This is a genomic window from Leisingera sp. ANG-DT (assembly GCF_000813785.1).
Lineage (GTDB): Bacteria > Pseudomonadota > Alphaproteobacteria > Rhodobacterales > Rhodobacteraceae > Leisingera.
In genome coordinates, this window is the sequence record NZ_JWLE01000008.1 from 56,879 (window position 1) to 80,218 (window position 23,340).

At 63.0% G+C, this 23,340-nt stretch carries 21 protein-coding genes; 6 read left to right on the top strand and 15 right to left on the bottom strand.

The annotated features are described in order from the left end of the window. A complete protein-coding gene (locus RA21_RS09830) occupies nt 1-1,695 on the top strand; it encodes a thiamine pyrophosphate-binding protein (RefSeq protein WP_039148287.1) in 1,695 nt (564 codons plus the stop codon). 4 nt (nt 1,696-1,699) lie between these two features. After that, entirely contained in the window at nt 1,700-3,175 is a 1,476-nt protein-coding gene (gene tcuA / locus RA21_RS09835; protein WP_039148290.1) for an FAD-dependent tricarballylate dehydrogenase TcuA, read from the top strand. 657 nt (nt 3,176-3,832) lie between these two features. Here the strand turns inward: tcuA and RA21_RS09840 are convergent. Continuing rightward, complete coding sequence (locus tag RA21_RS09840) at nt 3,833-5,011, bottom strand: MFS transporter (protein ID WP_039148292.1); 1,179 nt, start codon at nt 5,009-5,011, stop codon at nt 3,833-3,835. An 89-nt stretch (nt 5,012-5,100) separates the two neighbouring features. Between RA21_RS09840 and RA21_RS09845 the strand changes: the two genes are divergently transcribed. Beyond that, the gene (locus tag RA21_RS09845; RefSeq protein WP_039148295.1) at nt 5,101-6,435 is read left to right on the top strand and encodes an aminotransferase-like domain-containing protein; all 1,335 of its coding nucleotides are present in this window, start codon (nt 5,101-5,103) and stop codon (nt 6,433-6,435) included. Nucleotides 6,436-6,665: 230 nt separating this feature from the next. Here RA21_RS09845 and RA21_RS09850 read toward each other — a convergent pair whose 3' ends face one another. After that, on the bottom strand, nt 6,666-7,109 hold the full coding sequence (locus tag RA21_RS09850; protein WP_039148298.1) for a MarR family winged helix-turn-helix transcriptional regulator: 444 nt from the start codon (nt 7,107-7,109) through the stop codon (nt 6,666-6,668). 151 nt (nt 7,110-7,260) lie between these two features. On the opposite strand from RA21_RS09850, the gene RA21_RS09855 reads away from it, so the two are divergent. Next, nucleotides 7,261-7,842, top strand: a complete 582-nt coding sequence (locus tag RA21_RS09855) for a YceI family protein (protein ID WP_019296952.1) — start codon at nt 7,261-7,263, stop codon at nt 7,840-7,842. Between the two features lie 148 nt (nt 7,843-7,990). Here the strand turns inward: RA21_RS09855 and nqrF are convergent, their stop codons facing one another. The 13 genes from nqrF to RA21_RS09920 form a co-directional block, all read right to left on the bottom strand. Next, nucleotides 7,991-9,214, bottom strand: a complete 1,224-nt coding sequence (gene nqrF, locus RA21_RS09860) for an NADH:ubiquinone reductase (Na(+)-transporting) subunit F (protein WP_039148301.1) — start codon at nt 9,212-9,214, stop codon at nt 7,991-7,993. A 16-nt stretch (nt 9,215-9,230) separates the two neighbouring features. Then, the gene (gene nqrE, locus RA21_RS09865) at nt 9,231-9,839 is read right to left on the bottom strand and encodes an NADH:ubiquinone reductase (Na(+)-transporting) subunit E (protein WP_019296950.1); all 609 of its coding nucleotides are present in this window, start codon (nt 9,837-9,839) and stop codon (nt 9,231-9,233) included. Then, on the bottom strand, nt 9,839-10,492 hold the full coding sequence (locus tag RA21_RS09870; protein ID WP_019296949.1) for an NADH:ubiquinone reductase (Na(+)-transporting) subunit D: 654 nt from the start codon (nt 10,490-10,492) through the stop codon (nt 9,839-9,841). The genes nqrE and RA21_RS09870 overlap by 1 nt, the downstream gene beginning before the upstream one ends. Further along, the gene (locus tag RA21_RS09875; protein WP_019296948.1) at nt 10,492-11,295 is read right to left on the bottom strand and encodes a Na(+)-translocating NADH-quinone reductase subunit C; all 804 of its coding nucleotides are present in this window, start codon (nt 11,293-11,295) and stop codon (nt 10,492-10,494) included. The genes RA21_RS09870 and RA21_RS09875 overlap by 1 nt, the downstream gene beginning before the upstream one ends. Continuing rightward, the gene (locus RA21_RS09880; protein WP_039148304.1) at nt 11,288-12,496 is read right to left on the bottom strand and encodes an NADH:ubiquinone reductase (Na(+)-transporting) subunit B; all 1,209 of its coding nucleotides are present in this window, start codon (nt 12,494-12,496) and stop codon (nt 11,288-11,290) included. Before RA21_RS09880 ends, RA21_RS09875 begins: the two co-directional genes overlap by 8 nt. A gap of 5 nt (nt 12,497-12,501) precedes the next feature. Next, nucleotides 12,502-13,845 (bottom strand): Na(+)-translocating NADH-quinone reductase subunit A, encoded by a 1,344-nt coding sequence (locus tag RA21_RS09885; RefSeq protein WP_039148307.1) that lies wholly within the window; start codon nt 13,843-13,845, stop codon nt 12,502-12,504. A gap of 357 nt (nt 13,846-14,202) precedes the next feature. Continuing rightward, a complete protein-coding gene (locus RA21_RS09890; protein WP_039148309.1) occupies nt 14,203-15,327 on the bottom strand; it encodes a mandelate racemase/muconate lactonizing enzyme family protein in 1,125 nt (374 codons plus the stop codon). Continuing rightward, nucleotides 15,324-16,418, bottom strand: coding sequence for an alcohol dehydrogenase family protein (locus tag RA21_RS09895; RefSeq protein ID WP_039148312.1), 1,095 nt, complete (start codon nt 16,416-16,418; stop codon nt 15,324-15,326). The genes RA21_RS09890 and RA21_RS09895 overlap by 4 nt, the downstream gene beginning before the upstream one ends. A gap of 96 nt (nt 16,419-16,514) precedes the next feature. Continuing rightward, the gene (locus tag RA21_RS09900; protein WP_039148315.1) at nt 16,515-16,754 is read right to left on the bottom strand and encodes a hypothetical protein; all 240 of its coding nucleotides are present in this window, start codon (nt 16,752-16,754) and stop codon (nt 16,515-16,517) included. 3 nt (nt 16,755-16,757) lie between these two features. Continuing rightward, nucleotides 16,758-18,209 (bottom strand): aldehyde dehydrogenase family protein, encoded by a 1,452-nt coding sequence (locus RA21_RS09905; RefSeq protein ID WP_039148318.1) that lies wholly within the window; start codon nt 18,207-18,209, stop codon nt 16,758-16,760. After that, nucleotides 18,206-19,360, bottom strand: coding sequence for an aromatic ring-hydroxylating oxygenase subunit alpha (locus tag RA21_RS09910; protein ID WP_019296941.1), 1,155 nt, complete (start codon nt 19,358-19,360; stop codon nt 18,206-18,208). Before RA21_RS09910 ends, RA21_RS09905 begins: the two co-directional genes overlap by 4 nt. A gap of 96 nt (nt 19,361-19,456) precedes the next feature. Next, nucleotides 19,457-20,371, bottom strand: coding sequence for a LysR substrate-binding domain-containing protein (locus RA21_RS09915; RefSeq protein WP_039148321.1), 915 nt, complete (start codon nt 20,369-20,371; stop codon nt 19,457-19,459). A gap of 169 nt (nt 20,372-20,540) precedes the next feature. Next, nucleotides 20,541-21,491, bottom strand: coding sequence for a GlxA family transcriptional regulator (locus tag RA21_RS09920; RefSeq protein WP_019296939.1), 951 nt, complete (start codon nt 21,489-21,491; stop codon nt 20,541-20,543). 212 nt (nt 21,492-21,703) lie between these two features. Between RA21_RS09920 and RA21_RS09925 the strand changes: the two genes are divergently transcribed. Together RA21_RS09925 and RA21_RS09930 are read left to right on the top strand one after the other, a co-directional pair. Next, nucleotides 21,704-22,414 (top strand): GntR family transcriptional regulator, encoded by a 711-nt coding sequence (locus tag RA21_RS09925; protein WP_039148325.1) that lies wholly within the window; start codon nt 21,704-21,706, stop codon nt 22,412-22,414. A 7-nt stretch (nt 22,415-22,421) separates the two neighbouring features. Next, nucleotides 22,422-23,339, top strand: a complete 918-nt coding sequence (locus RA21_RS09930) for a dihydrodipicolinate synthase family protein (protein ID WP_019296937.1) — start codon at nt 22,422-22,424, stop codon at nt 23,337-23,339. The last annotated feature ends 1 nt before the right edge of the window (nt 23,340 follow it).

Sequence of the window (23,340 nt, forward strand, 5' to 3'; positions counted from 1 at the left end):
ATGACCACAATCAGCACCAAGATCACCGGAGGCGAGGCCGTCTACCGCGTTTTGAAGGCCAATGGCATCGATACCGTGTTCGGCCTGCTGGGCGGGTCGATGCTGGAGCTGTACGACGCGATGCATCAGGGCGGCGAAATTGCCTATGTCGGTGCACGGGATGAGCGTGCGGCGGGCCATATGGCCGACGCCTGGGCACGGATGACTGGCAACCCCGGAGTGGTGCTGGGGGCGCAGGCGGGACCGGGCGTGGTCAACATCGTGACCGCCGTGGCCGAGGCGCAACTGGCCTATTCGCCGCTGGTAGTGATCGCTGGAGCCATCACCCGGGCCGACCAGGCCAAGGACACCTTTCAGGAAGTTGACCAAGTGGCGCTGTTTGCACCGATCTCCAAACGCTCGGTCATGGTCACCGATCCGTCGCGCCTGGCGCCGATGCTGGAGGATGCGATCCGGCTGGCCAATTCAGGCCGCCGCGGGCCGGTGGTGCTGCATGTGCCGCGCGACCTGTTTGCCGCCGAAGTTGCGCCCATAGACTCCAAGCCGGTGAACATCGCCCGCCCAGGGCCTGCGGCGCCGGAAGACATCAGCGCCATTGCGGCCATGCTTTCCACCGCAAAACGTCCGGTAATCTTCGCGGGCGGCGGGTTCAAATGGGGCCAGGGGCGCGAGGCGCTTACCGCTTTGGCGGAAACGCTGGAGGTGCCGGTGGTGGCCTCGACCGGCCATGCCGACGTGATGCGTCATGGCCACCCGTGGTTTGCAGGCCAGGCCGGGCCGCGGGGCAACCAGGTGGCCAGCCGCCTGACCAAGGAAGCCGATGTGATGGTGGTGCTGGGCGCGCGGCTGGGTTTCAATTCGACGTTCCACAGCAACGACTATGTCGGCGCAAAGACACGCATCGCCCATGTGGACATCGACGGCTCTGCCGTGGGCCGCTATTTCCCGGCGGAGATCGCGGTTCAGGCCGATGCCCGGCTGACAGCCGAAGTCTTGACCGCAGCGGCATCGAAACCGGCGGCGGATGAATGGCGGGCAGCCTTCAAGGCGGATATGGAAAGCCTTGCCGAAAAACGTGCGGAAGAAGCGCGGATCGCCACTCTGCCGATGCACCCGCGCCGGGCGCTGGCAGAGATCCGCGCCGCACTGCCGGAAAACGCTATCGTAACGCTCGACACCGGCAACACCTGCCTGCAGGCCGCCGACCGGCTGGCGCATTACGAGCCGATGAGCCTGATCACGCCGCTGGATTTCGGCCTGGTCGGCTTTGGCCTGGCGGCGGCCATCGGTGCCAAGGCGGCCGCACCGGAGCGCCCGGTGGTCGCGGTGATGGGCGACGGTGCCTTGGGTTACACGATGATCGAGATCCAAACCGCCATTCAGCACAGGCTGCCGGTCATAGTAGTGGTTCTGGATAACGAAGCCTGGGGGGCCGAGAAGGCTTATCAGCAGGAATTTTACGGCGGCCGCCTGCTCGGTGCGGAGATCACCTCGCCGCGCTATGACAAATTTGCCGAGCTGTGCGGGGGCAGGGGCATCTGGGTCGAGGGTCCCGGCGAAATGGGCCCGGCGCTGGAGGCGGCGCTGGCCAGCAACGAGACCACCATCATTCAAGGCAAGATTGATCCGGGTGCGCTGATGACGCTGCGCAAGGATCTGTTCAAGGCCCCGGAAAATACCCCGCAGGAGGACTGAGACCATGACCACCTGGGACACGATCATCATCGGCGCCGGCAACGCGGCCTTTTGCGCCGCCCATGCCGCACGGGAAAAGGGGGCAAGCGTGCTGATGCTGGAATGCGCGCCCGAGGCGGAAAACGGCGGCAACTCCCGCTATACCGCAGGCGCCATCCGCTTTGCCTATGACGGGGTGGAGGACATCCGCGCGCTGTGCCCGGACCTGAGTGAAGAGCAGATCGCCATCACCGATTTCGGCACCTACACGCAGGAGCAGTTCTTTGACGACATGTTCCGCGTGACCCGCTACCGCACCGACCCGGCCCTGTGCGAACGGCTGGTGACCACCTCTCGCGAGACGATGCACTGGATGCGCGGCAAGGGCATCCGCTTCATGCCGATCTACGGGCGGCAAGCGTTCAAGGTCGACGGAAGGTTTAAATTCTGGGGCGGGCTGACGCTTGAGGCCTGGGGCGGCGGCCCCGGCCTGGTGGATGCCCACACCAGAATTGCCAAAGAGGCCGGTGTCGAAATCCGCTATGAAACCCGTGCCGTTGAGATCCTGACCGACGGTTGTGCGGTGACCGGCGTCAAGGTCCGCCACAAGGGGGAGCTTCAGGATTTGCGCGCGAAATCCGTGGTGATTGCCTCGGGCGGTTTTCAGGCCAGCCCGGAAATGCGCACCCGCTACCTCGGCCCCGGCTGGGAGATGGCCCGGGTGCGCGGCTCCCGCTTCAACACCGGCGAAGGCATCAGGATGGCGATGGCGGCGGGCGCCTCCACCTATGGCAACTGGTCGGGCTGCCACGCGGTCGGCTGGGACTACAATGCGCCGGAGTTCGGCGATCTGGATGTCGGCGACGGTTTCCAGAAGCATTCCTACCCCTGGGGGGTGATGGTGAACGCCACGGGCCGCCGGTTTGTCGACGAGGGCGCGGATTTCCGCAATTACACCTATGCCAAATACGGCCGGGTGATCCTGAACCAGCCGGACCAGTTCGCCTGGCAGGTTTTCGATGCCAAGGTCACCCATCTGTTGCGCGACGAATACCGCATCAAGCGGGTGACCAAGGTGACCGCGCCGACGCTGGAGGAGCTTGCGCACAAGCTGGAAGGCGTGGACCCGCAGGGCTTTCTCGATGAAATCCGCGCCTACAATGCGGCGGTGGACACCGCCACGCCGTTTGATCCGAACGTCAAGGATGGCCGCGGGACGCGGGGGCTGGCGGTGGCAAAATCCAATTGGGCCAACACCATCGACGAAGGCCCGTTCGAAGCCTACCAGGTCGGTTGCGGCATCACCTTTACTTTCGGCGGCCTCCGGATCGACCCGGACAGCGCGCAGGTCCTGGACAATGATCTTGCGCCGATCCCCGGCCTGTTCGCGGCAGGGGAACTGGTCGGCGGCATTTTCTATTTCAACTATCCTGGCGGGACCGGCCTGATCAGCGGATCTGTTTTCGGCCGGCTGGCGGGGGCGCATGCCTTTGGCGGATAGGCGGCAGCTGGCTTGCTCAAACGGAGACGGCAAGCAACCGGACAACAGCCGTTCAAACCGCCTGTATGGCTCAGGTGTCAGCGCGGTGCTGATGTCTGGGTTTGGCGGGAGGACTGGAGGGAGCACTATGCCAATAGTCCAACTTCCCGCTGTTGCCCAGCAACGAAAGGCCGGGAACGGCCACTGTTGCCGAAACAGGCCCGGGCGATCCGCGCGGCTGGAACTGGCGGGCAACCTGCGTGATCTTGCACTGTTCAACGTGGCATTTGATAGCAAACTTCACGGATGCAATTTGGTCAAACTGGCCGTCAGTGACTTGGTGAGGGATGATCGCGTTTGCGACAGGGTGTCAGTGATCCAGAGCAAATCCTAGCGGCCCGTTCAGTTTGACCTCCCAGAAAACTCGCAGGATACCATTGCCCCGTGGGCCAAGCCGCCGAAAATGACCGGCCACTGTTTCACGCACCCCCGCGCCGCGAACTCCCTTTCATTGCAGTTGGTCTTCCGCATGAAATCTCGCGATCCCGTGCGCAATCAGTTTCTCAATAAGCGTGCTGTCTCCAGAACATTGGTTGCCGGAAGTAGCGAAACCTCATGCTCTGCCGACCGGCCGCCAAACAGAACCATGACCCTAAGACGATCTCCCTTAGTTCTCATTCACACGCTCCTTTTGCTTGCCTCAAGTGCCTCGCCTGCAGGCCCAGATTTCCGGTTCCGCAATTTCATGATCAGCAGTGTGGCCGACAATTGGACCACGGCAAAAATGGCCATGGCCGTCAGCAGCCCAAGCATATCAGCAAGCGCGCCGCTTGCGATGACAGGCAGAGAAAACCCTGAATAGGCATAAACAAACAGACCTGCAGTGGCGCGTGCGCGGTCATCTGGAGCGCGCAATGACACTTCTGCCAGTGATGCAAGATACGTGAAGCCATAACTCGCTGCGCTGGTGATGCAGGTTCCGGCAAGGACCAGGATCAGCAGTTTCAGCCAGACACCGGCCAAAAGCACGAGGAAGCCGAGCGGGATCAGTACAAACCCGAGGGTGAGCGCCTGATCGTTTGTCATTCGCCGGGCGATGGGCTGGCAAAGAAAGCCCACGAAAATGGCGAGGAAAATCACAAGACCGGTCCAACCGCCGAGGCCATTGGCCGCCAGTTGCAGAGGCACGACAGCAATGGTCATGCCGGTCGTGGACCAAGCCAGCGCCATCGCGGCACCAAACATCCATGTGCCCGGCGGAAAGACCGGCAGCCGCAGAAGCGAGACAGGTTTCGGGCGGTCCGCCTTGGGCAAGGCAAAGGCGGCCACCGCCAAGGCTGGCGCCGCTGCAAACAGAACAATATAGCTGACCGGCATCAGCGTCGCGCCCTGAACCGCCAAGCTTATACCGGTTGCGAGGGCGCCGCCGCCGAAACCAAGTGACGTTGCCGATGTCACAACCAAGGCCGCATTTCGTGCGCGGCCCGCACCGAGAATTTCAGCCATGTAAGCAGCCCCGGAAGTGGTCGCCAGACCAGTTCCGGTACCTAAGAAAAACCGCGCGGCCACAAGACTTGCCCAGTTAGGGGATTGCACCAGTACTGCTGTTGCCGATGCGCCGAGGATCAGGGCCAGCGCAATGGGAATACGCCGCCCAATCCGGTCCGACAGTCCCCCTAGCAGCAACAGCGTTGGCATGAGACCGCCAGCATAGGCAGCAAATGCCACCGTCACAGCCGTGGCGCCGGCACCGCTCTCAGCCGCATATACATCGTAAAGCGGAGCTTGAAGGTTCACGGCAAAGGTGACGGTGAACAGGCTCGCGGCAAGCAGGCAGGAAGAGATGAAGCGCGGCATCCGGTGACCCTTATGGATTGACTTTGTTCCGGATTGCCATGAGGTTTTCTGTATGACAATTTTTCTATTGTACTAATGACAGTGGGCGCATGAAGAAGCCTCGATACGCGCGTCTTGCCGACATGCTCGCCAACGCGATCCAGGACGGGAAACTGGTCCCTGGCTCCAAACTGCCGACACACCGGGCATTTGCTGAGAAATCCGGTGTCGCTCTGGCGACGGCAACACGCGTTTACAAGGAACTGGAGCAGCGCGGCCTGGTTGCCGGCGAAGCCGGCCGCGGCACATTTGTGCGCGATCCCGGCCTGCCGGTGACGCTTGGCGTCCATCAGACCGCTGCCGAGGGCGTCACTGACCTTGTCTTCAACATGCCGGGGGATGCCGCCGACGCCGGCATGCTGCGCAGCGGATTGCGGCGGCTGGCAACTGCAGGTGATCTGGAAGCGATGCTGCGCTATCAGCCTCATGGCGGGCGGCTGCACGAACGCCGGATCATTGCCGAAAGCCTTGCCCCGGGCCTGGGCCGGGTTGACCCTGAATGCCTGCTGGTAACATCGGGCAGCCAGCATAGTTTGGCAGTCACTTGTTTGGGGCTTTTCCGGTATGGCGATTTGATTGCAGCAGATACTCTCACCTACCCCGGTTTCAAATCCGCCGCAGCTTTACGCGGTCTTAACCTCCTCCCGGTCGAAGGATCGCAGGGAGTGATGGACCCTGATGAACTTGAGCGGTTGTGCCGATTACGGGAGGTTCGCGCCGTTTACCTGATGCCGACGGTCCATAGCCCCTTGGGATCGGTCATGGATGAGGCAACACGCCGCCGCCTTCTCGACGTTGCACAGCGGAACGACCTGCTGATTATTGAAGACGCCGCCTATGCGTTCCTGGAGCGAGACCCGCCGCCCAGTTTCTATTCCCTGGCACCTGACCGGACAGTTCACATCGGCGGGTTTTCAAAGAATCTCGCGACAGGGCTGCGTCTGGGATATGTGATAGCCCCTGCAAGCCAGACCCTGCCACTCCTGGAGGCCATCCGTGCGACGACTTGGAATGCTCCGGCGCTGATATCTGGTTTGGTCGCGGGCTGGATCGAAGACGGGACTCTGCAGGTGTCTGAAGAAAACCGCAGGCGCGATGGAGCGGCGCGCCAGTCTGTCTTGCGGAAAGTTTTCGGTACGCTGCCCCTCCAGTCACATCCTAATGCGGGCTTCGCCTGGATGCCGCTCGAGAAAGGTGTTCGCGCTCAACCTATTGTCACGCGCTTGAAGGAGCACGGTCTCTCGGTGTCCGGCGCGGAGCCGTTCGCAACCACTACCGCAGCTCCGCAGGCGTTAAGGCTCGCCTTTGGCGGTGTACCTAAGACTGAGCTGGAAGGCGTGCTGAATACGGTCCGGGATGCGGTATGCATTGACCAGGCCGGCTAGGGTCAGGACCCTGCAATACTGGAATAGTGGGTCCAGAGCCTAAGATCGCTAGATGCTATCGTCGGCATATGTTGCAGCAAAGGACCGGAAAGTCCTGCTTTCCAACTTGCCGCATGTCCCGTTCTGAAGGCCCGGTTCGCCTCAGAATAGCCTGGCAGCCAGCGATCCAGGATTGTGTAAGGTCTGCTCCAGTCTACAGCGCAGGGCCTATTCAGCCCGGCGCCTGACCATCACGGAAACGGCCCGCCGCCTGTATTCTGCAGGCGTTCCAGAAACACCTCCAGATCCTCCGCACTGTCCAGCGGTTCCATCGACTGTTTGATCGCCGCACCGTAGATCTGCCACATCTGCAGCCGCAGCGCCGCGCCGGCCTCTGTCAGGTGCAGCAGCTTGCCGCGGCGGTCCTGTTCGAACACGGTTTCGCGCACCAGCCCCTGTTTCACCATCTGCGCCAGAATGCGCGACAGGTTGGATTGCTCAAACAGCAGGTTGCGGGTCAGCTCATAGGCCCGCACACCCTCCGCCCCGGCCATCTCGATCCCCCACAGAACGTCATACCACCTGAGCGGCGGCAAACCCGCCGCCCGCAGCTTGGCCTCCATGTCACGGTGGGTCTGCCGGTGGGCGCGGTTCAGCAGGATCCAGATTGCGGTTTCGCGTGGGCTGGGCGTCATCACGTCTTCACGAGTTGGTGAACAGGGCTGCGGTTCCGCCGTTGCCGGTGGATGCGCCAAAATAGATGTCATAGCATCCATCCCGGATCAATCGCATCCTCACGTAACAAGAGCCGTTCCCGGCCCAACCCCACCCGACAGGAAAACTGCCATGATGACCAGGATTGCCTCCCTCGCCGCCGCCGCGCTGCTGGCCGCCCCCGCTGCCTTTGCCGCCACCACCTACAAGACCGATCAGGGCCATACCGAGGTCAAATTCAGCTGGAGCCACGCCGGCGTCTCGATGCAGAGCGGCGAGTTTACCGACGCCCAGGGCACTCTGGTGCTGGATCCGGAAAACCCCGAAGCCTCCACCCTGAATGTGACCATCAAGGCGGACAGCGTCGCCACCGGGTTCGGGCCGCTGGACGACCACCTGTCCAGTGCCGACTTCCTGGAGGTCGCAACCTACCCCGAGATCACCTTTGTCAGCACCGGGATCGAGAAGACCGGCGACAAGACCGCCAAGGTGACCGGCGATCTGACCATTCACGGCACTACCCAGTCCGTGGTGCTGGATACCACCATGACCCACCTCGGCCCGCACCCGCTGGGCGGAGCGATCGAATACTACCAGGGCGACTGGGCGGCGTTTGAAGCCACCACAACAATCGACCACCAGTCCTTTGGTGTCGGCGGCTTCTCCACCGGGCCGATCACCATCCAGATCGTCAGCGAACTGAAGGCTGAGTGATTTCTGCCCAGCCAGTGCATCAGGCGGTGCACGGGGGGTGTACAGGGGGTGCATACATGTCACCCCCCTCCCCGGCCCGCTCATGAGAACAGAAAAAGCCCCGGATGTGTCCATCCGGGGCTTTTGATTTTCTGCTCTGCGCTTCGGCTCAGCCGCCGAAGTCGTCCAGCATGATGTCCTCGCGGTCCACACCCAGATCCAGCAGCATGTTGATCACCGACTGGTTCATGATCGGCGGGCCGCACATGTAGAATTCGCAGTCTTCCGGCGCCGGGTGGTTCTTGAGGTACTCCTCGAACAGAACGTTATGGATAAAGCCGGTGTAGCCTTTCCAGTCGTCCTCCGGCTGCGCGTCGGACAGGGCGACGTGCCAGTCGAAGTTGTCGAACTCCTCGGCCAGCTGGTCGAAGTCCTCGACAAAGAACATCTCCTTCTTCGACCGCGCACCGTACCAGAAGCTGATCTTGCGGTCGCGGTTCTGCAGCCGTTTCAGCTGGTCGAAGATATGGCTGCGCATTGGCGCCATGCCGGCACCGCCGCCGATGAACACCATTTCCTTCTGGGTCTCGCGGGCAAAGAACTCGCCGAAGGGCCCCGAGATGGTGACTTCGTCGCCCGGCTTCAGGTTGAAGATGTAGGACGACATCTTGCCTGCCGGAATGTCGCTGCTGCCCGGAGGCGGCGAGGCGACGCGGACGTTCAGCATGATGATGCCCTTCTCGTCCGGGTAGTTCGCCATCGAATAGGCGCGCTCGACCGGCTCATCCACGACGGATTTGTACTGCCACAGATTGAAGCGGTCCCAATCCTCCCGGTACTCCTCCTGAATGTCGAAGTCGGTGTAGGCCAGCTGGTGCGCGGGCGCTTCGATCTGGATGTAGCCGCCGGCGCGGAAGTTCACATCCTCGCCTTCGGGCAGTTCCAGCACCAGCGCCTTGATGAAGGTCGCCACGTTGTCGTTCGACCGCACCTTGCAGCGCCACTTCTTGACGCCGAAGACCTCTTCGGGAACCTCGACTTCCATATCCTGCTTGACCGCAACCTGACAGGACAGGCGGTCGCCGCAAGACGCCTCGCGCTTGGTGATGTGGCTTTCCTCGGTCGGCAGGATAGAGCCGCCGCCGGAATGCACACGCACCCGGCACTGGGCGCAGGTGCCGCCGCCGCCGCAGGCGGAGGGGACAAACAGTTTCTCAGCCGCCAGCGTCTGCAGCAGCTTGCCGCCCGCAGGCACCGAGATGGTTTTTTCACCGTTGATGGTGATGTTGACGTTGCCGGACGCGACCAGGCGGGAGCGGGCGGCCAGGATGATGGCCACCAGCGCCAGCACGATCAACGTGAACAGGACAACGCCGAGCGAGAAAGTTTCCATAACTTCAGACGCTCCCTTACAGTTTGACGCCGCTGAAGGACATGAAGGCCATCGCCATCAGACCCGCGGTGATAAAGGTGATGCCCAGGCCCTGCAGGCCGTCCGGCACGTCGGAATACTTCAGCTTCTCGCGCACGCCCGCCATCGCGGTAATTGCCAGCGCCCAGCCAAAGCCGGAAGAGAGGCCGTAAGTGGTTGCTTCCGCGAAGTTGTAGTCGCGTTCCACCATGAACAGCGAGCCGCCCAGGATGGCGCAGTTCACCGTGATCAGCGGCAGGAAGACCCCCAGCGCGTTGTAGAGCGGCGGGAAGTACTTATCGAGGATCATCTCCAGGATCTGCACCATCGCCGCAATCACCCCGATATAGGAGATCAGACCGAGGAAGGTCAGGTCCACATCCGGGAAACCCGCCCAGGCCAGCGCGCCGGGTTTCAGCAGGTAGGTCAGCAGCAGGTTGTTGGTCGGCACAGTGATCGCCTGCACCAGCATCACCGAAATCCCCAGACCCAGCGCGGTGGAAATCTTCTTGGACACCGCGATAAAGGTGCACATGCCCAGGAAGAAGGAGAGCGCGAGGTTCTCGACAAAGATGGCCTTAACGGCGAGTGAAATCAGCCCTTCCATCAGTGCGCCTCCACATTCTGGATTTTATATTCACGCTCTTCGACCTGGTTCGGCTTCCAGGTGCGGAACGCCCAGATCAGCAGGCCGATCACGAAGAACGCCGAGGGCGGCAGCAGCAGCATACCGTTCGGCACATACCAGCCGCCGTTGTTCACGGTTTCCAGGATGGTGATGCCGAACAGGGAGCCGGAGCCGAACAGCTCGCGGATGATGCCGACCAGCATCAGGATAAGGCCATAGCCCATGCCGTTGCCGAGGCCGTCTATGAAGGACGCCACCGGCGGGTTGCTCATGGCGAACGCCTCGGCACGGCCCATCACGATGCAGTTGGTGATGATCAGGCCAACAAAAACCGACAGGGTCTTGGAGATCTCAAAGGCGTAGGCTTTGAGCACCTGATCCACCAGGATCACCAGCGAGGCGATGATGACCATCTGCACGATGATCCGGATCGACGAGGGGATCTGGTTCCGCAGCATCGAGATGAACATCGACGAGAACGCGGTCACGAAAGTCACCGCCAGGGTCATCACAAAGGCCACCTGCAGCGAGGAAGTCACCGCCAGCGCCGAGCAGATGCCCAGAACCTGCAGCGTGATCGGGTTGTTGTCGACCAATGGGTCGACCAGCATGTCTTTCTTGGTCTGCGCCATCAGAGCTCTCCCGCTTTAAGGGCGGCCAGGAAGGGTGCGTAGCCCTCTTCGCCCATCCAGAATTTCACCAGGTTGTCCACGCCGACAGAGGTCAGCGTCGCACCAGCCAGCGCATCAATGTGATGCTCCGGCCCGGCGGGGCCTTGCGCCTTGGCAACGCTGATCTGCAGTTCGCCGCTTTCGTCATGCAGCTTCTTGCCGCTCCACAGGGACTTCCAGCGCGGGTTGTCCACCTCGGCGCCGAGGCCTGGGGTTTCGCCGTGCTGATAGAACTGCAGGCCAAAGATGTCGTTGCCGTTTTCCTCAACCGCGATGAAGCCATAGAGGGTTGACCATAGGCCGTAGCCGTGAACCGGCAGGATCACCTTGTCCAGATCGCCGTTTTCCTCGCGCAGCAGGTACACGGTCTTGTAGCGCGACTGGCGGCCGATGCCCGCCGGATCATTGTCCAGCGCGCGGCTCAGTTCCGGATCCTGCGCGGCGGCCAGATCGTCGAAATTGGCGGCGTCGAACTGGTCGGTGAATTCACCGGTTTCCAGATCCAGCACCTGCGGTTCAAAGGCGGCGAAGGCCTCAGCCACTTTGATGCCCGGCTCATAGAGGCCGGCCACCTGCAGAACGTTCAGCTGCTTGTCGCGTTTGCGGTTCACTTCCTGCACCGGGCGCAGGGACACCGCGGCGGTGGACACGATCATCGAGGCCACCAGGCAGACGGCAACTGCGATGAACAAGGTCTTGCCGACGGAATCCGGCGATGCGGCCAGGAAGCGGCCAATCAGGCCCTTGCTTTGGGTATCAGCCATGGCGGCGCGCCCTCCGTTTGATGTTGGCCTGCACGACGAAGTAGTCGATCAGCGGTGCAAAAACGTTGCCGAACAGGATCGCCAGCATCATGCCTTCGGGGAAGGCCGGGTTCAGCACCCGGATCAGCACCACCATCACGCCGATGAGGGCACCGTAGATGTAGCGGCCTGCGTTGGTGTGGGATGCCGAAACCGGCTCTGTCACCATGAAGACCAGGCCAAAGGCATAGCCGCCCAGCACCAGGTGCCAGTACCACGGCATCGCAAACATCGGGTTGCTGTCGGAACCGATCAGGTTCAGCAGCATCGAGAAGGCGATCATGCCCGCCAGACAGCCCACAATCAGGCGCCAGTTGGCGATCTTGGTGAACAGCAGGAAGCAAAGCCCGATGGCACAGGCCAGCGTCGAGGTCTCGCCAAAGCTGCCCTGAATGGTGCCAAAGAACGCATCCGACCATTCGATGCCCTTGGCGGCCAGCGCCTGCACGCCCTCGGCAGCAGTCACACCCAGCGCGGTCGCGCCGGAGAAGCCGTCAACCGGGGTCCAGACAGCGTCGCCCGACATGTTCGCCGGATAGGCGAAATACAGGAACGCACGGCCCACCAGCGCCGGGTTCAGGAAGTTCTTGCCGGTGCCGCCAAAGACTTCCTTGCCGATCACCACGCCGAAGATGATGCCAAGCGCTACCTGCCACAGCGGCGCGGAGGCCGGCATGATCAGAGTGTAGAGCATCGAGGTCACCAGGAAGCCCTCGTTCACCTCGTGGCCACGGACGGTGGCAAAGATCACCTCAAAGATGCCGCCCGCAACCAGCGTCACGATGTAGATCGGCAGGAAATACAGGAACCCGTGCGCGATGTTGGCCATCGGGTTCGCCGCATCCAGCGAGATGCCGAACATCTGCAGGATGGCGATCCGCCAGCCGGTGGCCGCGTCAGCACCCAGCGCGGCAATTGCCGAGTTCGCCTGATAGCCGGTGTTCCACATACCCCACAGGATGCAGGGGATGGTGGCGATAACCACATAGGTCATGATCCGCTTCATATCGACGTATGAACGGGCATGCGGCGCCACCGAGGTGACGGTTTTCGGGGTATAAAGGAAGGACTCCACCATCTCGTAGACGGGGAAGAGCTTTTCGTACTTGCCCCCCTTCTCGAAATGGGGCTCGATCCTGTCAAAGAAGCTGCGCAATCCCATCCGGCTCAGCCCTCCTTTTCAATCTTGGTCAGGCAGTCGCGCAGCGCCAGCCCGTATTCGTACTTGGCCGGGCAGGCAAAGCCGACGAGGCCCATGTCCTCTTCGTCCAGCTCCAGCGCACCCAGCGCCTGTGCGGTGTCGGTGTCCATCACCAGCAGCGCGCGCAGCAATTGCGTCGGCAGGTAGTCCTGCGGCATCAGCTGCTCAAAGGTGCCGGTGGGCACCATCGCCCGGCGGCCGCCGTTGAGGTTGCTGGTGAGGTTGAACAGCTTGCGGCTGAGCGCTGAGCCCAGCACCGGCTGCACCGCGTATTTGCTGCCCATCGGGCGGATCCAGCCCAGCGGGATCTGCTTGCGGTCTTCTTCGATGATGGCAACCTGGCGGGCAAAGCGGCCCAGGAACGCCAGCGAGCCAGCCGCGTGGCGGCCCGACAGGATCGACCCGGAGATCACCCGCACCGGACCGTCCGAGGCGATCTCGCCGCGGGTCAGTTCATCGGTGGAGGCGCCTGTCACGGTGCGGACCAGACGGGGGCTGCGCGCAGCGGGACCGGAGATGGCAACCACGGTGGAGGGGTCCAGGTGACCGGTCAGCAGCAAGCGGCCGATGGCGATCACGTCCTGATAGGACACGGTCCAGACTTGGTCGTTCGCGCGGACGGGATGCAGGAAGTGGATGTGGGTGCCCGCCAGACCCGAGGGATGCGGGCCGGAGAAACCCGCAGCCTCGACACCGGCAAGGTTCGCACCCGGAATGCTGTCGCCTGCCTTCTGGCACAGATAGGTGGTGCCGTCGGTCAGCAGGGTCACGGCCTTCAGGCCCGCCTCAAACGCCTCAGCCGCGTCATTGATGATCACGGCGGCATCTGCGGCCAGCGGCTCGCTGTCCATCGCGGTTACAAAGATCGCGGCGGGCTTGGACCCCGGCTGCGGCATCTTGGAATAGGGACGGGTGCGGAAGGCGGTCCAGAGGCCAGCGGCGCACAGCTTTTCGGTCAGGCCCTCAGCCGTGTCAGCATTGCCGGTGGCGGAGAAATCAAGGCCGGTATCTTCGGCATCGGAAATCGCAATCACCACGCTTTCCAGCACCCGGCGCGCACCGCGGTTGATCGCCACGACCTTGCCGGTCATTGGCGCGACCATCATCGCGGCCTCGGCATCCTTGTGGCAGAACAGCGGAGTGCCGCGGCGGACCTCCTCGCCTTCCTGCACCAGCATGCGGGGTTTCAGGCCCATGTAGTCGGGGCCCAGCACGGCCACCGAGGTGATGGAGGGGCCATCGTGGATCACCTGCTCCGGTGCGCCTGTCACCGGCAGATCCAGCCCCTTTCTCAAGTTAAATGTCTTCATATTTGCGCTACGTCCCTCCAAGGCCGAATCCCGTGGCGGTTCTTACCCCGTTCCGGCAGCGGCGGCAAAGAAAACGCACAAAACGCCGTTTTCCGCACATCCGCACAGCCTGTCCTGATTTCCGGCGCACTCGAATCAAATTCGGCGCCGATTGGCAAGGCTGTGCCCCTGCCAGTTTCCCGATTTCCTGTGTGTGCCGCGCTTTTATCAGACTGTTGGCGCTCACGCCCTTCGGGAAACCGTCAAAGCGGACAGGCGGAAACGGCAACGCCGTTCCCGCAGGCGCCGCCAGGGCGGGCCAGTCTGCCTGCCAGTCTCAACACGCGGTTGAAACTGATTCTACCAAATACTGCGTATTCAGGCCTCCCAAACGGCCTGCGGCGCGCCCATCAGGCCGCGGTCGACGGTGATCCCCAGCCCCGGCGCGTCGGGCACCAGCACGCCGCCGTCCTGCACTGGTGCGTCGAATTCCGCCGTTTTCAGCGTCACCATATCGCGGCAGTCCAGAATGCAGCGCAGGGACCGCTCCGGCACCGTCGCACCCAGATGGGCGATGGCGGAAAACGCGACCACGGACCCGACGGTATCCTGCACGCTGACCGTCGCACCCGCAGCCAGGCACATGTCCCGGTGCCGCCGCCCATGGGTCAGCCCGCCCGCCTTGGAGATCTTGAGGCCGATACCGTCGGCCACGTCCTCCGCCAGCATAAGAGCGATGTCCTCATCCTGCTGCACCAGCTCATCCAGGATGATCGGCACGTTGCAGCGCTTGCGCAGCGACATGGTCTCGCGCCAGGTCTTGCAGGGCGCCTCCAGCACGAAATCCAGCCCCTCCGGCAGCATCCGCAGCATCCGCAGCGCGGTTTCCGGCGTCAGCCCGCCGTTGGCATCAACCAGAAAGAACTCGCCCGGCTGACGGTCCGCCAGCGACGCGCGGATGCGCTCGGCGTCCAGCGCCGGGCCGCCTTCGCCGTCCAGCGCGCCGATCTTCACCGAATGGCCCAGGTAGCCCATCTCCCGGTGCTGCGCGACACGGGCGCGCATGTCTTCCGGGCTGCCTGCATAGATTGAAGAGATCACCGGCAGACGTTTGCCCGTCGAGCCGCCCAGCAGCTCGCACACCGGCATATTCACCGACTTGCCGAACAGGTCCCAGCAGGCCAGATCAATTGCGGACTTGGCGTGGTTGTGGCCCAGCAGCGCCTCGTCCATTGCCTCGTTGATGCGGTCCATCTGCCGCGGGTCGCGGCCCAGAAGATAGGGCGCGATCTCGGCAATGCCTGCCCTTACACCCAGGGCATGCGCAGCGATATAGGTGGAGCCGAACGGCGTGCTTTCGCCCCAGCCCTCCAACCCCGTATCGGTGGTGATGCGCACGAAGGACGCATCAAAGCTGCGGTACTCCCGCCCGCCCGACAGGGTGTAGACGCCGCCGGAATAGGGCAGGTCCAGCTGGTACAGCTCGATCTTCTTGATTTTCACCCGGACACCTCCGGGACCATCAAAACCAGCTTGCCGGTATGCTTCTTGCTCAGGAAATCCTCCTGCGCAGTGGCGATGTCGCTCAGCGGATAGGTCTTGGCCACCAGCGGCCGGATTTCTCCGGCTTCGATGTAGGAGATCAGATTGGCGAACACCTCATCCTCCTGGAAGGTGCAGCCCATCAGGGTCAGGTCCTTGAGGTAGAGCGTGCGCACGTCGATCTCGCTGATCGGCCCGGCAATGGCGCCGGCGGTGGTGTACCGCCCGCCCCGGCGCAGCACATCCAGAAACGACGGCCACTGCGGACCCGCCACCAGATCCACCACCACGTCGATGGAGCCTTCACCCAGTTCCTTGACCAGATCCGCATTGCGGTCCACCACCCGGTCGGCGCCAAGCGCCAGCACTTCATCCGCCTTGGCGGCAGAGGACAGCGCAATCACCGTGGCGCCGCGGCGCTTGGCCAGCTGCACGGCGGCAGAGCCCACGCCGCCGGAGGCACCGGAAATCAGCACGGTCTCCGCGCCCAGGCCCACCCGGTGCAGCATGTTTTCCGCGGTGGAATAGGCGCAGGGGATCGAGGCGAGTTCCGCATCGGACCAATCGCAGTTCACCGCATGGGTTTCGCGCGCAGGCGCCACCGCAAACTGGGCAAAGCCGCCGTCGCATTCGCTGCCGAAAGTCCAGCATTCATAGGGGCGGTAGTCGACGTAAGTCCGCAGCATGTTGCGCACCAGCACCCGCTCGCCGATGCGGGCGGGATCGACCCCCTCCCCCACCGCCGCGATTTGGCCGCAAGCGTCAGCGCCTTGGATGCGCGGGAATTCCAGCGGCTTGCCGGACCAGCTGGCGTCGTCGTCGTTGACACTGTCGAACCCGGTGGCGCCGCCCGCGTTGGTGTCAGCCTCCACCGCCTTGGAATACCAGCCGATGCGGGTGTTGATGTCAGTGTTGTTGATGCCCGCTGCCGCCACGCGGATCAGCACCTCGCCAGGACCGGGCTGCGGCACCGGCACATCGGTGCGGTACTCAAGCTTCTCGATACCACCATGACCAGTCAGCAGAACCGCCGCCATTTTCTCCGGAATCATGCTCGTGCCTCCCCTTTTAGAATATGATTGGCCGGCCCTCCCCTGCCGGCCAAAACAGGGCGCCGTCCCCGCGGGGACAGTGCCCTGAGACTTGTCTCACAGCTCCAGCGGATGCGCCCGGCCCCGGTCCGCCAGCCGGCGGTTCAGCTCTTTTGCCTCCGGCAATCCGGCCTCCAGCGCAAAGACAAAGGCGTGGGTCAGGTAGAAGCAGGCGGCGTCAATGTTGCCCGCCTCCTCCGCCTGATCCCCAGCCAGTGTGTACAGCCGGACCAGCACGGCGCTGTCCTTGTCCTCATGCGCCTGCAGCAGCGCCTGGTCGAGGTCTGCGCGCTCCATCCCTCAGCCCTTCAGCGAGATCGCGATGTTCTTGGTGCGCACGTAATTATACAGCGCCTCCAAGCCCTTCTCGCGGCCAAAGCCGGATTTGCCGACGCCGCCGAACGGGGTGGAGATGCCGCCCGCGAACCATTCGTTCACGAACACCTGCCCGGCGCGCAAACGGTTCGCGACCCGATGCGCCCGCGCCAGATCGCGGGTGAAGACGCCTGCGACCAGCCCGAACTCGGTGCCGTTCGCCATGGTGATGGCTTCGGCTTCGGTATCGAAAGGCGTAAAGCAGGTGACCGGGCCAAAGATTTCCTCCTGCGCGACGCGGGACGCGGGGTCCACGTCCGCCAGAATGGTCGGCGCCATGAAATAGCCCTCCCGTTCCAGACGCTCGCCGCCCGAAGCCGCGCGGGCGCCGCTTTGGCGGGCAGTGGCGGCCAGGGTTTCGATCCCGTCCAGCTGGCGGGCAGAGATCACCGGGGTCAGGCCGGGGTTTTCCAGCCCGTGGCCAACGCTGAGGCCATTTGCCAGCGCGGCGGCGCGTTCCACCGCCTCGTCATAGATCGAGCGGTGCACCAGCACCCGCGACATGGCAGAGCAGACCTGACCGGCGTTGTAGAAGATGCCGCTTTGCAGGGAGGACATCAGCGTGTCCAGATTGGCGTCCTCGAACGCCACCGCAGCGGACTTGCCGCCCAGCTCCATCAGCGCGGGCGTGACCGGATTGGCGGCGGCGCGCAGGATCGCCTGGCCGGTCGGGACCGAGCCGGTGAAGACGATCTGATCCACCATCGGGCTTTCGACCAGCCGCGCACCCAGCTCAGCACCGATGCCGTTCAGGATCGCCACTGCGCCTGCCGGTACCTCTGCGCGCTCCAGCGCCACGCCCAGCATCGCCAATGCCATCGGGTCCAGTTCCGGCGATTTGATAATCACCGAATTGCCCGCCGCCATCGCAGGCGCCAGCGAGCGCGCCGCAATCGACACCGGGAAATTCCACGGCACGATCTGGGCGGAAACGCCGTAGGGCTCATAGACCGTATAATCAGCGTAATCGGGGCCGAGCGGGATCGACTTGCCTTCGATCTTGTCGGCCATGCCGCCGTAGTATTCGAAATACTGCGCGGCCTCTTCGAATTCATCATGCGCAGCGCTCAGGCTCTTGCCGCTTTCCCGGCACAGTAAGTCTGCGCCCTCATCGGCAATTCCGCGGATCTCCGCCGCGATGCGCTGCATCAGCTGGCCGCGCTTGGCGGGCTTCATGGCGGCCAGATCGCCGCGCTCGAAACTTGCCCGCGCCGCTTCCAGCGCTTTCGCCAGGGTTTCCTCGCCCGCCAGCGCGCAGTCGCCCACGTGCTGGCCGTTGCCCGGATCCTCGACAGCCATGCGTGCACCGCCGTCGCCCTCGGCCCATTCGCCGGCCAGGAAGTTCCTGGCCAGCCCGTCTTTCAGGAAAGAACTCATGCCTCGCGGCCCTTGGTCACCTGATCGGCCACCCAGGCATGGAAATTATGGGTCGGCCCGTCCATCGCCGGCGAGAAGCGGCCGCCGTCGAACAGCTCACCATGGCGGCCCTTCTGCATGCCCTCGACAACAAAGACGTCCTCTTCGAACACGGTTTTCCACAGCTTGGCGTTCTCGGTGCGCAGGTTTTCCAGCTCCGGCGTGTCCTCGTTGGACTTCGCGTAGTAGAGCTCGATGTGCTCAACGGTGTTTTCAGTGTCGACCGGCTCCAGGATGATCGCAAAGGCATGGTCGCGCTGCACACCCAACAGGACGTTGGGGTAAACGGCCACATATTCGCCGCCCTCGTCCCACTTGCTGCTGAGGCCTTCGAAATCCGGGAACACCTTGCCGTCTTCGCCCTTCATCTGGCGGTAGACCAGGGTGCCCTGGCCGGAATAGTGGCCCGGCACTTCGATATTGTAGTGGTCTTCCAGGCGCGAATAGCTGTTCAGCCCCGGATGCACCCACGGCAGGTGATAGCTTTCACAGTAGTTTTCGACCGCCAGTTTCCAGTTGGTTTTGACTTCCAGCTTGAAGCCGGAGTCTTCGCCGCCGTGATGCACCGGGGTTTCGAACTCCTTCCAGCGCTCCAGCAGACCTGCATGGACCTCTTCGAACTCTGGCGCGGTGCCGTCAACATTCACAAACACCACATCGCGCCAGACGTAAGAGCGGATGCGCACCAGGCCCAGCTCATCCAGCTTGATGTCTTCATGCTTGTTGTTGCCGGGGCCGCCCACGTGGGGAGTGGAGACCAGACGGCCATCAAGGCCATAGCACCAGCTGTGATAGGCGCAGCGGATGGCGCCGCGGATCTTGCCGGCCTTCTCGACCAGGATCATGCCGCGGTGGCGGCAGGTGTTCTGGAAGACGCCGATCTCGCCGTCCTTGTCGCGCACGATCAGCAGCGGCATGCCGAGGAAATCCACCGGCTTGGCATAACCCGGCTCCGGCACATCCTTGCCAAAACCGATGCCGGACCAGTTCTTGAACAGGACCGAGCGTTTCTCTTCGGCAAAGACGGCGGGGTCGATGTAATGGGCGTTCGGCAGGCCGTTGGCAACGTTGACCGGAGCCATCACCGGGGCAAGCGTGTCATGCTTGTTCATCTGGGGTCTCTCCAAGGCAGGAAAAAGATGTGCGCGTTTTGCGCCATTGAAGGCAGAGACCAGATTCACTCAATATCAGGAATTTTCGCGCTGGAGTTAGCTGAGCTCATCCGAGCTTCGATTGACCTCGCCAATCACCCATTTGCGAAGCAAACGGGCGGATTCCGACAATTCCGCATCGGGTCGGCCCACCAGATGGAAACCATGCGGCGCCGCCAGAACATGCGGGCCGATCGGCACCAGCTGGCTGGTTGTCAGCAGGGGGTGCAGCAGCCGCTGCCAGCCCAGCACCAGCCCGACCCCATCCTGCGCCGCCTGCAGCGCCACCGCGTAATTGTTCACCCGCACGCCTGTTGCGATGGGACCGTCGTAGCCCAGCTGCTGAAACCAGTCGGCCCAGGTGGTCCAGCTTTTGTCATCGGACTCCAGATGCACAAGCCGCTGTTGCGCCAGCTCCTCCAGCGGGCAGCCGGTGAGCTTCTCCGCCAGTTCCGCATTGCCGACAGGCACCAAGTGATCGCGGTACAGTTCGGTCTGCTCCAGCCGCGTGTCCCGTTCGCGCCCGTAACGGATATAGAAGTCCACATCCGGCATGCTGCGCAGGGGCCGGTCATTGACGATCTGGTTGACGTTCACATCCGGGTGCCGGCCCCAGAACCGCACCACCGAGGGTGACAGCCACAGCGAGGCAACGGCAGAGGTGGAGCCGATAGTCACGGTATCCCCGGTCTGGCGGTCGCGGATGGTCTTGAGGCTGAGGGAGATCTTGGAAAACGACGAGGCCAGGGTTTCAAACAGCGCTTCGCCCTCCTCAGTCAGCTCCACGCCACGGTGCTTGCGCTGAAACAGCGGCGCCTGCAACTCGGCCTCCAGCGCCTTGACCTGATGGCTGACCGCGCCGGGCGTGACGGACAGCTCCTGCGCCGCGTTCTTGAAGCTCAGATGCCGGGCCGCAGCCTCAAAGGCCGCAAGGGTGGTCAACGGCGGCAGGTTGTAGTGGCGGCGGGACATCTGCGGCTCCTGGCCTGTGGGCTGGGATGAAAGGGTTTCATTTCAATATGAGGAAAACATCTTTGAAGACCAGACCGGAAATTTCAGGCACCCGCCGTTTTTCCACGGGAAAAACGGCCATGAAAAATCAATTTTTCATGGCCGGAAACAGCGCCGGTTTCCGGCAGCCTCACTCAATTCGCCCGCGCTGCAGCATCGGGGTCACGTTGAAGGCCGCCTTGTAGACCCGGGAAAAATGCCCCGGGCTGTCGAACCCGCAGGACAGCGCCACGTCGGTCACCGAGGCCTCAGTCTGGATCAGCAGATTGCGGGCGCGTTCCAGCCGCATCTCCATCGAGTATTTCTTGGGCGAGGTGTTGAGGTATTTGCCGAACAGCCGCTCCAGCTGGCGGGTGGAGATACCAATCTCCTCGGCAATGCGGGCGGGGGAGATGGGATCGCTGATGTGGTCATGCATCATCTGAATCGCGCGGGCCAGATGCGCGTTGCGCATCCCGTTGCGCGACTGCAGCGACACCCGCTGCTCAGCCGTGGCATTGCGCACCGCGTTGTAAACCATCTGGTCGGCCACCGCGACCGCCAGGTCATAGCCGTGGTCCCGCTCGATCAGATGCAGCATAAGATCCGCCGTGGCGGTGCCGCCTGACGCTGTCACGTGCTTTTCGTCTGACACAAACACGTTGCGCACCAGGTTCACCTCCGGGAACGCCTCCATGAAGCTGTCGTGGTATTCCCAATGGATCGCCGCCTGCATGCCATCCAGAAACCCGGCCTCTGCCAGCACCCAGGCACCGGAGCACAGCGCGCCCACGGCAACGCCGCGCGCCTTCTCCCGGCGCAGCGCGGCCAGCAGCGGCTTGGTCACATGATTGCGCATATGGATGCCCGACAGGGCAAACAGCCGGTCGCATTTCGGGACCGCGTCAAAGCCGTAGTGCACCAGTGTCACTGACCCGTTGGAGCAGGTCGCGGTCTCGCCATTCTCCGAGCCGAGCGACCAGTCATAGAGGTCCTGGCCGCTGACCAGGTTGGCGATCCGCAGCGGTTCCACCGCGCAGGAAAACGCCAGATGGGAAAACTCCTCGAGCAGGAGAAAGGCGAAATGCTGGGTTTTGGTCATGGGTCAACCGCCTGACAAGTAACGCTGTGCGGGCCTGGCTGCATTGCCCTCGCGCCCGGACAGGCTAGGCCCCCTGCCCTGCCTGCTGCAAGCCGCGTTGCGCCCGCTGTTTGCACACACCACATTTTTTCTGTGTACACAATATGTATTTTTGTGTCATAGAGCCCGCAAGCCAGAGAATCCCGTACCGCAAAGCGGCAGGAGAGAAGCCCATGAAAGACGCCTCAAAGAACCGGAAGGCTGCGCTCTACAGCCGCCTGAAAACCGCAATCATGACGCTGGAGCTGCGCCCCGGCGCCGATCTGGACGAGGCCAAACTCTCTGAGGAGTCGGGCCTGTCGCGCACCCCGCTGCGCGAGGTGCTGCGCCAACTGGCGGGCGAGGGCTATGTGGATCTGCGGGAAAACCGCGGTGCGCGGGTCAGCGAGATGTCGCACATGACCCTGCGCGACTTCTTCCTGGCCGCACCGATGATCTATGGCGCGGTGATGCAACTGGCGGCAAAACACGCCACGCCCGCGCAAGTCTCGGCGCTGAAGTCCGTACAGGAGGATTTCAAGGCAGCGCTTCGCACCGGCTCCAGCGCCGACCGGGCGATGGCCAACAACCGTTTTCACGAAATCACCGGCGAGATGGCGGACAACATCTATCTGCTGCCGTCCTTTCAGCGCCTGCTGATCGACCATGCCCGCATCGGCATGACCTTCTACCGCCCCCAGGACGCCCGGATGGCGGAAAACCTGGATGAGGCCAGCTCCCAGCACGACGCCATCATCGCCGCCATCGAGGCCGGCGACGAGGCGGCGGCGGGCCAGCTGGCGATTGAGCATTGGAACCTGTCGCGCGACCAGATTGAGCTGTTCGTCATGCCCGCCGGGCTGGACGTGCCGCTGGGAACCGTCGCACGCAAAACCCCTGCATGAGGATGACATGACCCCGATTTTCCGCTTTGAGGGGATATACACCCCTGTGGTGACACCCCATTTCGAGGACGGCAGCGTCAATTGGGACGCGCTGGCCGAGGTGATTGAATACCTGGTTGAGAACGGCGTGCACGGGCTGATCTCCGGCGGCTCAACGGGCGAGAACTATGCCCAGACCGTCGAGGAACGCATTGCACTTGCCCGCTTCACCCATGAACGGCTGAAGGGCCGCCTGCCGCTGGTCGTCGGCACCGGGGCGATGCTGACCAGCGACTCCATCGCTCTGGCAACAGGCGCCAAGGAGATCGGTGCCGATAGCATCCTCTTAGCTTCGCCGCCCTACTCGGTCCCGACCGACCGCGAAAACGCACTGAACGCGCTGGCGATTGATAAGGCCGCCGATCTGCCGGTAATGCTCTACAACTATCCGCACCGCACCGGCACCATGATGGGGGAGGAGTTCCTGGACCGGGTCGGCCGTTCCCGCAATTTCTGCGGCATCAAGGAAAGCTCCGGCGATATCAACAGGGTGCACCTCTTGGCCCGCGACTACCCGCATATCCAGCTGGGCTGCGGCATGGACGACCAGGCGCTGGAGTTCTTTGCCTGGGGCGCGCCCTTCTGGGTCTGCGGCGGCTCTAACTTCCTGCCCAAGGAACACGTCGCGCTCTACAATGCCTGCGTGATCGAAGGCAACTTTGCCAAGGGCCGCCGCATCATGTCGGCAATGATGCCCTTGATGCGCGTGCTGGAACAGGGCGGCAAGTTCATCCAGACCATCAAGCATGGCGTCACCATGAACGGCATCGAGGCCGGCGCCATGCGCGCGCCGCTGAAGGGGCTGAACAAGGACGACAAACGCGCGCTGGAACAGGTCGTGCGGGTGCTGAAACAGAAAATCGCAGATATCGAGGCGGAGGGTTAAG